The 13,069-nt window shown below is 63.7% G+C and carries 12 protein-coding genes; 3 read left to right on the forward strand and 9 right to left on the reverse strand.

What is annotated here, in order from left to right; translation table 11 throughout:
• Positions 1–19 precede the first annotated feature (19 nt).
• Positions 20–811 (forward strand): SDR family NAD(P)-dependent oxidoreductase, encoded by a 792-nt coding sequence (locus tag V7651_RS12235; protein WP_051624843.1) that lies wholly within the window; start codon positions 20–22, stop codon positions 809–811.
• A 66-nt stretch (positions 812–877) separates the two neighbouring features.
• Here the strand turns inward: V7651_RS12235 and V7651_RS12240 are convergent, their stop codons facing one another.
• Complete coding sequence (locus tag V7651_RS12240; RefSeq protein WP_035539192.1) at positions 878–1,477, reverse strand: hypothetical protein; 600 nt, start codon at positions 1,475–1,477, stop codon at positions 878–880.
• A gap of 204 nt (positions 1,478–1,681) precedes the next feature.
• Positions 1,682–2,554, reverse strand: a complete 873-nt coding sequence (locus V7651_RS12245; RefSeq protein WP_035539196.1) for an alpha/beta fold hydrolase — start codon at positions 2,552–2,554, stop codon at positions 1,682–1,684.
• Between the two features lie 114 nt (positions 2,555–2,668).
• On the opposite strand from V7651_RS12245, the gene V7651_RS12250 reads away from it, so the two are divergent.
• A complete protein-coding gene (locus tag V7651_RS12250) occupies positions 2,669–3,385 on the forward strand; it encodes a hypothetical protein (RefSeq protein WP_035539199.1) in 717 nt (238 codons plus the stop codon).
• On the opposite strand, the gene V7651_RS12255 is transcribed toward V7651_RS12250, so the two are convergent.
• The 7 genes from V7651_RS12255 to V7651_RS12285 form a co-directional block, all read right to left on the reverse strand.
• The gene (locus V7651_RS12255; RefSeq protein WP_162174844.1) at positions 3,386–5,767 is read right to left on the reverse strand and encodes a serine/threonine-protein kinase; all 2,382 of its coding nucleotides are present in this window, start codon (positions 5,765–5,767) and stop codon (positions 3,386–3,388) included.
• Between the two features lie 261 nt (positions 5,768–6,028).
• A complete protein-coding gene (locus V7651_RS12260; RefSeq protein ID WP_035539203.1) occupies positions 6,029–6,988 on the reverse strand; it encodes a C1 family peptidase in 960 nt (319 codons plus the stop codon).
• 2 nt (positions 6,989–6,990) lie between these two features.
• A complete protein-coding gene (locus V7651_RS12265) occupies positions 6,991–7,488 on the reverse strand; it encodes a hypothetical protein (protein WP_035539206.1) in 498 nt (165 codons plus the stop codon).
• Positions 7,485–9,008 carry a serine/threonine-protein kinase gene (locus tag V7651_RS12270; protein ID WP_084146301.1) on the reverse strand — a complete coding sequence of 508 codons (1,524 nt, stop codon included), beginning with the start codon at positions 9,006–9,008 and terminating at the stop codon, positions 7,485–7,487. Before V7651_RS12270 ends, V7651_RS12265 begins: the two co-directional genes overlap by 4 nt.
• On the reverse strand, positions 9,005–10,150 hold the full coding sequence (locus tag V7651_RS12275; RefSeq protein WP_162174845.1) for an FHA domain-containing protein: 1,146 nt from the start codon (positions 10,148–10,150) through the stop codon (positions 9,005–9,007). Before V7651_RS12275 ends, V7651_RS12270 begins: the two co-directional genes overlap by 4 nt.
• Before the next feature lie 5 nt (positions 10,151–10,155).
• The gene (locus tag V7651_RS12280; RefSeq protein ID WP_335613374.1) at positions 10,156–11,781 is read right to left on the reverse strand and encodes a hypothetical protein; all 1,626 of its coding nucleotides are present in this window, start codon (positions 11,779–11,781) and stop codon (positions 10,156–10,158) included.
• A gap of 2 nt (positions 11,782–11,783) precedes the next feature.
• Positions 11,784–12,335, reverse strand: coding sequence for a hypothetical protein (locus V7651_RS12285; RefSeq protein ID WP_335613375.1), 552 nt, complete (start codon positions 12,333–12,335; stop codon positions 11,784–11,786).
• 145 nt (positions 12,336–12,480) lie between these two features.
• Between V7651_RS12285 and V7651_RS12290 the strand changes: the two genes are divergently transcribed.
• The gene (locus V7651_RS12290) at positions 12,481–13,065 is read left to right on the forward strand and encodes an ECF-type sigma factor (protein WP_335613376.1); all 585 of its coding nucleotides are present in this window, start codon (positions 12,481–12,483) and stop codon (positions 13,063–13,065) included.
• Positions 13,066–13,069: the final 4 nt, after the last annotated feature.

Genomic DNA, 13,069 nt, shown 5'->3' on the forward strand with positions numbered 1-13,069 from the left:
TTCTGCCAGAGGCTGCCCGATGATTGATTATGCTGGAAAAGTGGCGCTTGTGACGGGGGCAGGTTCCGGTATCGGGCGTGCCCTCGCTGAAGCGCTGGCGTGGCGCGGGGCCAAGGTGGTCTGCGCGGATATTGACGAGGCCGCTGCCAAGGCGACCGCGTCGGGCATTGGGCACAGTGCAATGGCGATCGCGTGTGACCTGGCGGACCATGACGCTGCGGGTGCGCTGATTGCGGAGGCGGCCGACTGGCAGGGGCGGCTGGACCTTGTCTGCTCGAACGCAGGCATCGGGTTTGGCAAGCGGCTGATCAAGCAGCAGCAGGATGCTGCGGCTGAGCGGCTGATGGAAGTGAACCTGTTTGCGAACCTGCGGATTGCGCAGGCCTATGCGCGGCTGATGCAGTCAACCGGGGCAAGCGGGCGGCTGATGATTACGGGCTCCGAGAACTCGCTGAGCCGGCCGGATGCGGTGCAAGGCAGCGGACAGGGCCTTTATGCCGTGACCAAGCATGGCGTGCTGATCATGACCGAGTGGATGCGCGACGAGTTCAGGTCCGGCAATGTGCCGGTGGAGCTGCACATATTGATGCCGGGCGCTGTTTATACCGGGCTGATCGCGCCGCTCATTCCGGACCCGGCCAAGGCGCCGGCGGGTCTGAACCTGATCATGCCGGAACGCTGCGCCGAGATCGCGCTGAGAGGCATGGACCTAGGCCTGTTCTATATTCCGACGCATGCCCACATCGCCGAGGACATGAAGCCGCGCACGCAAGGCGTGGCAGATGCGCTGGAGGCGCTGGGTCTGCGCTAAAGCCAGCACGGGCGCCCGCGCATGCGGGGCATGGCGGGCACCTGATTTCGATTGCAGAGGAGGACTCTAGCCCGGCGGGCATTTGGGCTGGAGGGCGAGGAGGCCGCGTGGGGCGTTTGGCGCTTTTGCGAGATCGTGTGGCAGGGCGATCTGGAGCGCGTACTGCATCACATCGGGTGAACTGACTTTGGCGGTTTCATCCATGTAACGGGCGACACGCTCGGCATAGGGGAGCGGATTGTCGAGGACGGCCTGCATGCGCGCGATGCGGCGCAGGAGGCTTTCCGTTGTGGGCTCTTGTGTCGGCGCATCTGTGCGGGGCGTGCGGACGGCTGTGGCGGATTTCGGGGCTTTAGCTGGAGCTTCCAGGGGGACGCACGGGTTAAAGACGCCGACACGCGTTGTGGGTGCGGTGGCGGCGGGTTTCGGCGCTGCGCGTTCGGCAGGCGGTTTGGCGGCCCGCTTCGGGGCGGGCGGCGGGAGGATCACGTCGACGGCCATCAAGTTGAGCGCGGCGCGCAGGGTGTCCTCGATATTTCGGAGTTCCTTGCTGGCCTTGCGGAAGGCGGCGCGCGGCATGGCGACGGCTGCGCCGCCGATCCGGCCGATGAAGTCATCCATCAGCTTGCGCGCGCGGGTGAAGAGAGAGGCGAGAAGGTCATCCATGGGCGCCAGTATAGGGGCGGTGCGCATGGGGGCAGATAAGGGGGCGGTTTTCCGACGGGGTTTGTGTGTGGGGATAGGGGATTTGGGGGTGTGTTTGCGGGGGATAAGTGGGCTTTGGCTGCATGAGGTCCCGGCTTTCGCCGGGACTGCGGCGTGTGAGGGCTCGTCCTTCGACTTCGCTCAGGATGAGCGTTCAATACAAACCTAGAGGAAGGCTTTCATGTCTGCGACGAAGCGGTCGAACTGGTCGTGGTGGAGCCAGTGGCCGGCGTTTTCGTAGACTTTGACTGTGGCGTCCTTGAAGTGTTTGGCGCGGCCGTCTTCTTCGGGGTTGGAGGCCCAGCTCTTCTCGCCGTAGAGGAGCAGCGTGGGACAAGTGATGGCTTCCCACAGGGCTTGGATGTCGGCGTAGGGGATGTCGTAGGGCGTCATCACGCGGAAGTAATTGTCGAATTTCCAGGAATAGGTGCCGTCTTCGTTCTGGCTGATGCCGTGGACGGTGAGGTGACGGGCCTGCTCGTCTGTCAGGTAGCTGTTCTCGGTTTTCATGCGCTGGTAGGCGTCTTCGAGCGTGGCGTATTTCTTCGAGGTGCGACCGGCGGCGGCGCGCTTTGAATCGATCCAGTCGCGCATGCGCTGGCCGGGCGTGTCGCTGAAGCGTTCCTTGATGACCTTCGGCGACGGGCCGAGGCCTTCGATGGCGACGATCTTGCGGACCTTTTCCGGGTAGATTCCGGCATAGCGCAGCGAGATGGCGCCGCCATAGGAGTGGGAGACGATGGTGACGGGATCGAATTTCAGCTGGTGGATCAGCTGGGCGAGATCGTAGACGCAGGCGCGGACGGAATATTCGCCATCTTCCGACCAGGCGCTGTCGCCATGGCCGCGCAGGTCTGGCGCGACGACGTGCCAGTCCTTGCTGAGTTCCTCGGCCACCCAGTCCCAGCTGCGGCAATGGTCGCGGCCGCCATGCACGAGGACGAGCGGCGGAGCGTCATGGTTGCCCCAGTCGACATAGTGGAGGCGCAGGCGCTGGGAGATGAAACTGTTCGAGGTCGGGCCGGAGAATTTTGTCATGGAGATGATTTGCCCGGCTTTGGCGGGCCCTGTCCAGACCCGGCATTAGATTGCCGTAGGGGCGACCCGTTTGGCGGCATTCCTGCGCCTCTCTGATAGGGAGGAAAATGCGTAATGATAGCGACGATTGAGGGCGATACGGTGCTGGACCGGCCGACGGCAGGCTGGGCTGGCGGTTACGTTGCGGCATTGGTGTTGGCGAGCACGGGCCTCTTCCTCGCGGCGTTGGTGCTGGCTTTGCTGTTTTCGGGGAATTGGGGGCCGGGGCTGATCCTGCTGGTGCTGCCGGTCTGGATGCTGGGGCTGACGGCCAATGTATGGCGAGACTGCGAGGCGAAGCGGCTGTGGCGGGTGCGCATCGCGCCGGGTGAGCTGGTGATGGACCTGCCGTCGGGGCGGTCGCTGATGGCGCATCAGGCACGGGTACGGCTCGCGCTGGACGTGAAGGATGTTGCGGCACTGGAGACGCGGCTGGAGGCGTTTCGCTCGTTCGGCATGGCGAACATGCAGCGCAATTATGGTCTGCGGCTGACCAATGGCGAGCTGATCGTGCTGGGCGAGGACCGGGCGCTGGCAACCGGCATGGCGGAAGAAACAATGGGGCAGATGGTGGACACGATTGTCCAGAAGACCGGCCTGCCGCTTGTGGACCTTGGCATGGTGGAGGGGCACGGTGGATTGTTTGGCCTGCTCTTTACGTCCGTGCCGCGCTGGGACACGGCCAGCATGTCGGTGGAACGCATGCGGGCGCTGTGGCAAAAAACGGCCATGACGGGCGGGTTGGCAACCGTGGTGATTATTGCCGGGCTGATCCTGTCGGTGATGTTCTGACTATTTTGTGCAGAGCGGGTATTGGGTGAAATAGTCTGCCATTTCGGGCCGGTCGCTTTCGAGCATTGTGCCAGCCTCTTCCATTATGTCGTTGAAGCGCTTGAGTTCGGAGAGGCGGAAGCAGCGTTCGGCTTCGTGACCGCCCCAGTTATTGTAGAACTCGTGGAGCTGGACGTTCTGGACCAGCATGTTGCGCTGGTAGGCGCCCTTGTCGGGGGACTTCTCGTAGCGGTCCTGGAACCATTGGGTGGCGCCGAGCAGGCTCTTCTCGGCTTCTTCCATGCGGCCGAGGTCGAGTAGCGGGTAGGCCATTTCGCCGAGATAGATGGCCTGCGATTCCTTCGCGTCCGCATCGTCAGCATCGAGCACGATGCGGCGGTCGAGCAGGGCGAGGGCGGCCTGGTAATCGGCGACGGCCTTTTCGGGCTCGCCAAGTTTGTACCAGGCAAAGGCGCGGCGCCAGTGGGCGAAGGTGACACCGCGCCAATAGGCCAGCGTTTCGGCCGGGATAAGCGCGTGGATTTTCTCCAGGGTTGCGAGCCCAGCGGTGGCGGCGTCGACGGCTTCCTGCGGATGGCCGGTGTTGAGCAGGACTTCCGACTGCATGCGCTGCGTGCGGCCGAGGCCGTAGAGGAAATCGACATTGTCCGGATTATCTACAAGGAGTACCTTGAGTTCCGATGTGACACGTTCGAGGCGCGCGACGGCTTCGTCTGACTGGCCGTTGCGATACAGCATTGAGCCCAGGTCGCCATCGATGGCGAGGTATTTGAAGCGCTGCTTGGTGTCTTCGGGGCGCTTGTCGAGATAGGCCTTGTAATAGTCGAGGCTGGTCAAATTCTCGGCGATGGCGCGGTCGGTCTCGAAATCGATGTAGAAGGAGGCGCTGGCGAGTTCGGCATAAAGCTCGCCGAGCGCGAGGAGGAGTTCCGGGCTCTTGTCTGGATTGGCTTCAAGCGGTTTCAGGAGGGCAGCGGCGCGCTGGCGGTTGGTTTCTGCAAGGTCGATGTCGCCGGTCGAGCTGAAGCTCGGCGAACCTTGTATCTCGGAAAGGCGGACGAAGCCCTGGGCGGTTTCGATCTTCAGCGCTTCGGAGGCGCGCGCGTCGGCGGCGAGGGAATCCAGATAAGTCTGCGCGGCGTCGGCGAGTTCGAGCTTGGCACCGGTGGAGCCGGGGACGAGATCGATCTTGTCATAGACATCGAACATCATTGATTTGGCGAGGGTGCGGACCTGCTGGAAGCGGTAGTCGGTTTCGCGGCGGGCGGCTTCGGCGCGGTTGTACTGGGCGAGCGTGACGCCGAGGGCTGTGGCGAGGCCGAGGAAGGCGAGCGTGGTGCCGGCGGCGACGAGGCGGCGGCGCTTGAGGAACTTGGCGACGCGGTAACCGGCGCCGCCTGCACGGGCCTCGACCGGCTGGTCGGTGCGGAAGTTCTGCACGTCCTCCATCATGGCATCGACTGAAGCGTAGCGGCTGTCGGGATCGATCTCGGTGGCGCGGGCGATGATGGCGGCGATGTCAGCCGGGGGCGACATGTCTTCCATCAGGGCGTCGAGCAGCTTGCCGAGGGAATAGACGTCCGAGAGCGTATTGGTGCCGGCGCCCTGCGCGCGTTCGGGGGCGGCAAAACCGGGCGTGAAGCTGAGACTGATGAGCGAGGCGGAGCCTACGCCGGGCTCGGCGGCCAAGGCATCAAGGTCGTTCGGCTTGGCGATTCCGAAGTCGATCAGCTTGACCTGCCCGCCATGGGTGACGAGCACGTTGGAGGGCGTGATATCGCGGTGGACGATGAGGTTCTGGTGCGCGTGGCGCACGGCGGCGCAGGCGTCACTGAAAAGCCAGAGCCGGTCGTCGATGCCGAGGCCCTGCTCATCGGCCCAAACCGTGATCGGCTGGCCGTCGATGTATTCCATGATGATATAGGGCGAGCCGTCTTCCAGTTCGCCGCCGTCGAGGAGGCGGGCGATGTGGGCGTGGGTCAGGTCTGCGAGGATCTGCCGCTCGCGGCGGAAGCGGGCGATGAGGGCATCGGAGAGGACGCCGGGGCGAATGATCTTGATGGCGACCTTATGGGCGAAGTCACCGGAATCGCGTGTGCCTTCGAAGACGGCGCCCATGCCGCCCTGGCCGATCTGGCCCGTGATGCGGTAGGCGCCGATGCGCTCGGGGGCGGGCGGTTGGGCTGCGTCGGCCCCCGCGCCGCCCGTTTTGAGGGACATGTTGCCGGAGCCGTCGGCGTCCAGCAGCTCCAGCGCGCGGTCGCGCAGCGCGGTGTTGGCGCCCGCCTGCTGAGCCACCCAGCCGCGCCTTGTATCCGATGGTTGGTCCAGCGCCTCGGAGAAGAGCGCCATGGCCAGCGTGTCCAGGTCAGGCGTGCTCATCGTCATGTCCCCACATGTCTAGTGTCCCGGCGGAGACTGTTGCCGATAGCGGGCCGCGACGCAACGGGGACGGTGAATTCAGGAAAATTTCAACCGGTGTGACCCGGCCTGCCGGATTTGCGCGCCTTGTGTATTGAGGCCCCGGGGATAAGTGCCAGGGCCGAAGCTGCCGGGAGGGGGACGCCCGGAGGAACGCCACCTGGCTTGCTAATCTCCATAGCGGCCGGGTGGCGGTCCATTGGCTGCCCCATGGCAGACCGATCAATAGCCGCCCCCGGCGCCCGGTCCCCGCAGGCGATCCCGTATACCGCGCTTGGCCTGTTCGAGGCTGGATTCCAGGTCGGCGCCGATATTGCGCTTCAGGTTGGACAGGGCGCTTGTCATCTGGGCGGGCGCCTCGGCCCGGACGGCTGAGACGGCCTGCTGCTGCGATGGCCCGCTGACGGAGAAGTTCGAGCGGCTCTCGATGGAACCGATGGTCCAGAAGCCATAGGGGTGGCTGTAATGCTCCATCACATCATAGGCGATCCAGAGGTGGCCCTGTTGCCCCCAGTCGGCGCCCCATGAGTTGCGCACGAGCCAGGCGCCGCGCGCGTCGTCATACCCGACGATGAGCATGGCGTGGCCGCCCGACGGCTGGAGCCAGCCGCCACGCGGGCTGGCGATCTGGCCGGTATCGCGGGCTTCGACCATCAGCATCTGCTCCGGCAGGCTGATGCCGAACACGACAGGCAGGCCATTGGCGACGGTGGCCTTGGCGCCGAGGCCACTGCCTGTGCGGGCATAGGATATGGCGCTGAACTGTTCCGCGCCCTGGTAGCAGGCCTGAACGGGCTCGGTGGCCCACATGGCCTGCTGGTAGGGCCAGGCGCGTTCGGGGCAAGCGCCGAAGGCGAGGACAGAGGCCATGACATGGTGGATGAAGGTGCCGCAGTCTTTGTCGGTTGTGCCGCCGATCTTGCGGGCGTTGTAGTAGACATAGAGGCGCGAAAGGTCTGTCAGGCCCTGACCGGAGAGGCGCTGGTGATATTCCAGTGCGCCGACGACGGCATTGGCCGCGCAGGAGCCGACATGGCCCTGGTTCTCGACTGGCGAACACAGGCCGCGCAGGTCGATGCGTTCCGGAAGGCCGCTATTGTCGGCCTTGAGCATGGGCGCGGCGCTTGGCGTCTCCTCGATCAGGCAGCCATCCGTGCGGTACTTTGAGTAATCCTGTGGCATTCTCAGTCTCCTGTTAGATCTGTGTCGGGATCAACTGCTTGCGGGCGTAGCTCGGTTGGTTGTCCCGCCGGAACGAAGGCCGCGTGATTGAAGTGAAGCAGGCCGTGGGCGTTGAGTGAGCCGTCCAGGTTGTGCGTTTCGAAAAGGGCGTGCGTGTCGTCGATCAGGTGGGCCTCGCCCTGGGCGAGCGGCGTGCTGTCTGGATAGGCGATCTGGTAGAGGAGCTGGCCGTTACGGATGTGGCCGGTCATCGTCACCCCGGCTAGATTGCCGTTGCCGAGCGTTGCGGCCAAGTTGGCGCCGGTGACGCTGACATCCCAGTTATTGCCGAGGCCGTCTTCCCACTCGCCTGTCGGATAATAGAGGGCGGGTGAGACTGGCAGCTCGGTCGTTTCACCGCCGAGCAGCTCATCCTTCTTCTCGCTTTCGGGGCCGAAGACGGAGCTGGGTTTGCAGGCTGTGAGGGCGAGGACAACGGTCAATATAAGGATAAGTCTCATGGGCAGGGCCCTCCGGGCTCATGATTGACGTGGAACTGGCCTGACAGGTTGAGATTCCCGTAGCTGTCGAAGGTCCGGTAGTTGAAGTGGCACTGGTCGGTCTGGGTGCCGGTGCCGCTGGCGACGTCCATGCCCTGCACGTTGAGAACGTATTGAAGTTTCTGGCCGTTGATGCCGCCGCGAATGTTGATCGGTGTTCCATCGGCGGCGCGGCCGGATCCGGAGAAGGCGCCATTGTTGTTGAACTGGAGATTGTAGTAGCCGCCGATGCCGTCGGCCCATGTGCCGTTGTAATAGGCGAATGGAGAAGCCGGAGGCAGGGGTGGAGGCAGAGGTGGAGAAGGAGGTAGTGGCGGCGGGAGTGGAGGAGCCGGAGGAGCCGGAGGAGGCTGGGGATTGCCGGGTGAGTCGACAACCATGCCGACGACAACAAGACTAAACAGGACCGCAGAGCCGGCGGCGACCCAGATGAGCGGCTTTGCAGATGTCTTGTTTGGGTTCGGCTCAACGGGCTTGTGCGGGATGCGGTTGACTGCGCCGATGAGGGACTGACGGTACTCAGCCGCCGACTGGGGGCGGGAGTCGCGATTGTCGGACATGCCCTTGAGAATGAGTGCGTCGACTTCCAGCGGCACGTCCGAGCGCCCGCCAGATGGCGGTTGCCAGTGGCGGCCGGGGACCACGCCGACGAGAAGTTCGTAGAGCATGACCGATATGGAGTAGAGGTCTGCCGAGGGGCCGGCGGCGTCCGCATTGGTGCGCTGTTCGGGGGCCATGTAATCGGGCGTGCCGAGGCCCGTGCCGCTGGACGAACTGGCAAGGTTGCCTGCGGCGCGGGCGATGCCGAAGTCGAGCAGCTTGAGCGGGGCGGACCGATCCGTCGGCTCGTGCAGGAGAATGATGTTCTCGGGTTTGAGGTCGCGGTGGATGACGCCTGCATCATGGGCAGCGCGAAGGCCGTCGAGGATTTCCACGATGATGCGGGCGGCGACGCGGAGCGGCACGGACTCACCGCGCTGCATGACGCGGCCATGCCAGCTGCGCAGGGAAATGCCGTCGAGATATTCCATCGCCACGAAGGGCTGCTCGCCCGCGAGGCCGACGTCATAGACGGCAACGACATTGGGGTGGCGGATGTCGCGGGCGGTGACGCCCTCTTCGATGAGGCGCTTGATGGCGCGCTCGCCGCCGAGATGGGAGGCATTGATGAGCTTCAGGGCGACAGTCTTGCCGGAGACCTTGTCGGCGGACTTGTAGACGACGCCCATGCCGCCGCGCCCGATGACGCTGTCGATTGTGTAGCGGTCCGCGAAGACCTGTCCTGGCTGGAGCGTGGGAGAGGTTTTCGACTGAGTGCCGGTTGGGTTGTCCGGGTCAGGCGTGATGAGGCCGGTCATGGGTGTAACCTGGTCCACGGCGCCCGACAGCTCGCTGTTCGCACGAACGGGTTTTCCGCAATTGGGGCAGAAGAGGGAATCGGGCGGCAGGTCTGCGCCGCATTTCTCGCAAGGGGTCATCATTGGCCTCCGACCAGACGTTTGAGGATGATCCTGTCGACTTCGTCGTGCTGGGTTTCGAACTGGACCTTGAGGGCGATGGCGTTGGGATTGCGGACGAGCGGGCGGATCATGTCTCCGTCGCTGAGGGCGACCATTTTGCCGCGCCGCAAGGCTTCGTCGTTCACCAGGAGGCCATTCTGGCTCTCCACGCGGAGCATGAGACGATCATTTTCTATGAAGAGCTGGAAGTGACGGCGGGAGATGTGGATCGAGGCATCCTCATCAATCTCGCCATTGCGGGAGATCAGCAGGCGGACGTCATTCATGCCGCCTTCCGGGGCATTCGAGGCGCGGCCGATGCCGATGACGCCGGTATGCGTGCGGATTGGGCCATCATAAGGCGCGTGGCCCTTGTCGAAGCCCTGCCAGACAAGCGCGGTTGACTTGGTGACGGCGAGATTGGCCGCGTATCCGCGATGGCCGAGCGTGCGCTCGAGTGTATCGGCGCGGCGCAGGGTGAGGCGGATCGGCTCAGCATGGGTGGCGATGCCGGCCTCGCGTTCCTTCTGGATGCGGGTCGGGTTGTAGATGGTCATGCCAGCGCCGATGGCATCGGCCTGGATATTGTAATTCTGGACAATTTCGGACGGGCCATCGGGATCAACCGGAATGGCGATGGATGTGGTGAAGACGTAGCGCTCCTCGCGCCAGAGATAGCGGGTGGCTACGGTGATGTGGACGTCGAAGCGATGGAGGCCTGCGGTTTCGAGGACACCCGTACGCAGGCCGACTTCGGCTGTGCCGCCCGAATTCAGCCGCTGGAAGGTGAGATCGACGGGGCGTACCTCGCCGTCACCGCCGCGTATCCACATTTCCTCGACGAAGAGGGGACGACCGACCGGGGAATTGTTTGCCACGACCAGCGGCAAGGCCAGCGTGCCCCCGACCTTGATGCTTGAAGCGGAGCCGGCGTCGAGGCTGATCTCGGGTGAGACGCAAACGGGGCAGCAGCCGGCCGCATCGAGCAGGCCGCCGCACTCGTCTGTCGCCATACAGCGCTGCAGTGGCGAGCCGCATTCGTCGCAGAAGGTCGCCTCCCGGTCGAGCGATGCCCTGAAGCAGCACTTTCCGGGATAGACGGTGGAGGGCTGGGGACGTGCCATCAGGGTCATGTCCGAAGCTTGTGGCCGCACTGTTTGCAGAAGTTCGCCTTGGCGAGGTTTACAGCCGAGCATTTGGCGCATTCGATCGAGGTGGCAGCTGCCGCTGAGGAGCCGCTGCTGGCCGGGGCGCCACCTTCCTTGCCACCTGCGCCATGGGCAACACCGACGGCGCCGTCCATGCCCATGCGGAACATGTCGCGGGCTTGGGCCTCTGACCGGATCTGGGCGGCGGTGGCGGCCTCGACCATGTCGCGCATGGCCTGCATGGTTTCGCCCGAGGATTGCCCCTTGGCGCGGGCCTGTTCGGCGAGCACGGCGGCAACGTCTGTCGAGAGGCCTGCATTGATCGCGAGGATCTGTTCGGGCGACATGGACTTGAAGGCGTTGATCTCGTTAGCTTTGGCGCGGGCCTTGGCATCCAGCATGGAGATTTCATTCTGGGTCGTCGCGCCTGACATGCGGATGGCGAGATTGGCCTCGGCCTCATTGGCCTGGAGTTCGATCTGCTGCAGGCGGGCGATGTGGTCGGCCTGCTGCTTCTGGACGGCGCCGGTGATTTCAAGTTCGGTGAAGGCACCGGACTTGCGCATCTGGTCGGCCTGGCTCTGCTGGATCAGGGCGATGTCGCGTTCGACACCGGCCTGGCGTTTGCGGATTTCGAGCAGGTCGACATCATTGCGGGCCGTGGCGAGGGAGTCTTCGAAACGGGCGCCGCGTTCGATTTCGAGCGTGTTGATCTCGTGGCCGAGGGCTTCGAGTTCCTGCCGCCGCTTGGCCCCTTCACGGGCATCGAGGAATTCGATCTCGCTGTTGAGGGCCATGTGCTTCAGTTCGTCTTCCGACGCGCTTTGCAGCTTGGCGAGGTCGACCTGCGACTTCAGCGTAATTTCGGTCGCGTCATTCTCGCGTTCGATTTCGCGCTTGATGATTTCGAGCTGGTGGTCGAGGGCGTCCTGCCGGCGGTCGGCATCGGCGCGTTCAATCTCTGCGACTTCGGCCGTGTTGGTAGCCCATTCGAGGGAGACGGCGCGGACGATGAGGCCGAGATCGCCGACGATGCGCTCGACTTCGAGCATGATGTCGGCCTGGATCTTATCCTGCAGGCCGGTTTCGCCGCGGATCTCGGCAGCATCCATGCGGCCGATGGCGGCCTCGAAGACGCGGTCGGACAGGTGAGGGCGGATGCGATCCAGCACGTCAGCCTTGGAGAGGGCCTTGCGGCCGGGTGTCTGCTCGTCGCCATTGGAGCGGCTGACGCCGTGCATCATGCCGAGAATGTTGGAGGGCTTGTCGGGATCGACCTGCAGTTCGAGCGTTGCGACGCCGGCGATCTCGATCTTGTCTTTCGACATGGCCTTAAGGGCTGTCTGGACGGAAAATGGCTTAAGGTCGGCGATCATCATGCCGATATGGGTGGAGCCACCGACGAGACCCTTTAACTTGTCGACGACACCGCCGACCGAGAAGTGGCCGCCCTTGAAGGCATCGATCAGCTGACCGTTCTTGAACAGGAGCGCAGCATAGTCCGGCGGGACGGCATAGCGTTTTTCGAAGAAGGCCTTGAATTCGGACTGGCGCATGAATTCAGCCAGCATGCGTGGGTCGCTCAGGACGATTGGCTCGGATGCCATGACTATTTCTCCTCCCATTTGCGGTTGGTGACGAAGGTGACGAGGTTGTAGAGAATGACGACAACAGTGACGCCGACGCCGATCGGGTGGGCCGTGATGACCGCCATGAGGCGCTCGCTGGCAGAGTATTTTTCCCAGATGGCGCCCATGAAGGTGACCTGGAACACGGTGCCGGAGATCATCGTGGCAAGCGAGAAGAGCGCCATAAAGAGCGAGATGAGACGCGCGATGCGGCTGATCCGCGTTTCCTTGGCGCGTGCGAGGCGGCGGGCGTGAAGCTCTTCATCGCGCTGGCGCTTATCGAGGTCCTTGTCGAAGCTTTCGCCGCGCTTGATGGCTTCAGCACGGGCCTTCTTGTCGACCGACAGGAAATCCGGCTGTGCCTTGCGGTTCGGACTGGCCGAGCTGGCGGTTGTCAGGTTTGAGGCTGAGCGGCGCCAGAGGACAAAGACTGTCCAGGCGAGCCAGACGGCGGTGACGACGCATGTCACATTGAAAAGGATGTCGATCAGCGGCCATGCTTCGGCCGGTATTGATCGCAGGGTCTCGTCCATTGGCTTGCTCCTTGCATCAGGCTTCCAATGACAGAGGCGCAGGGACGCGACGTTTCGGTTCAGCCAGGCCAATTTTATTTTTTGGCTTTGATCGGGCAGGGCGCTGTGCTTCACTGATTGCGGGGACGACAACAGGATGCGGGTGGTGGCAGACACAGACGGGATTGAAGCCAAGCAATTGCTGACAGCATGGCGGGCCGGCGACATGGTCGCGCGCGATCAGTTGTTCACGCTTCTGTACAGTGAGTTGAGACAGGTTTCGGCGGCTTTGCTGAGGTCTGAGCGCAACAGTTCATTGTCGACCGGCGACCTTGTGAACGAGGCCGTGATGCGGCTGGTTCAGATGGACCAGATCGAATGGGCCGACAAAACGCATTTCCTGGCACTCTCAGCGCGGGCCATGCGCCGTATCCTGATCGACAATGCCCGCAAGAAGCACACTGACAAGCGTCACCATCACAAGGTGACACTGGTAACGCGGCTGGGCGGCGTGACCAGTGAACGGATCGATTTCGATGTGCTGGAAAAGGCGCTGATCCGGCTGGCGGCCATAGACAAGGAAAAAGCCGATATTGTCGAGCTGCGCTATTTCGCCGGGATGAGCCACCAGGAGATCGCCGAGGTGACGGGATCGTCGGAGTCCACCGTCAAGCGCGGCTGGCGCGCGGCGCGGGCCTGGCTGATCGATGCGCTGCAGGAAGACCGCCGGGTCCGCAACGCGCCATCCTGAGCGT

Origin of the sequence: Hyphomonas oceanitis, from assembly GCF_036964545.1 — a bacterium.
In the GTDB taxonomy this organism is placed as follows: Bacteria; Pseudomonadota; Alphaproteobacteria; order Caulobacterales; family Hyphomonadaceae; genus Hyphomonas; species Hyphomonas oceanitis.

Excerpts from the sequence above, each read along its gene's own strand:
- V7651_RS12235 (WP_051624843.1), top strand. The coding sequence starts at position 20 with ATGATTGATTATGCTGGAAAAGTGGCGCTTGTGACGGGGGCAGGTTCC.
- V7651_RS12240 (WP_035539192.1), bottom strand. The coding sequence starts at position 1,477 with ATGGATGACCTTCTCGCCTCTCTCTTCACCCGCGCGCGCAAGCTGATG.
- V7651_RS12245 (WP_035539196.1), bottom strand. The coding sequence starts at position 2,554 with ATGACAAAATTCTCCGGCCCGACCTCGAACAGTTTCATCTCCCAGCGC.
- V7651_RS12250 (WP_035539199.1), top strand. The coding sequence starts at position 2,669 with ATGATAGCGACGATTGAGGGCGATACGGTGCTGGACCGGCCGACGGCA.
- V7651_RS12255 (WP_162174844.1), bottom strand. The coding sequence starts at position 5,767 with ATGAGCACGCCTGACCTGGACACGCTGGCCATGGCGCTCTTCTCCGAG.
- V7651_RS12260 (WP_035539203.1), bottom strand. The coding sequence starts at position 6,988 with ATGCCACAGGATTACTCAAAGTACCGCACGGATGGCTGCCTGATCGAG.
- V7651_RS12265 (WP_035539206.1), bottom strand. The coding sequence starts at position 7,488 with ATGAGACTTATCCTTATATTGACCGTTGTCCTCGCCCTCACAGCCTGC.
- V7651_RS12270 (WP_084146301.1), bottom strand. The coding sequence starts at position 9,008 with ATGATGACCCCTTGCGAGAAATGCGGCGCAGACCTGCCGCCCGATTCC.
- V7651_RS12275 (WP_162174845.1), bottom strand. The coding sequence starts at position 10,150 with ATGGCACGTCCCCAGCCCTCCACCGTCTATCCCGGAAAGTGCTGCTTC.
- V7651_RS12280 (WP_335613374.1), bottom strand. The coding sequence starts at position 11,781 with ATGGCATCCGAGCCAATCGTCCTGAGCGACCCACGCATGCTGGCTGAA.
- V7651_RS12285 (WP_335613375.1), bottom strand. The coding sequence starts at position 12,335 with ATGGACGAGACCCTGCGATCAATACCGGCCGAAGCATGGCCGCTGATC.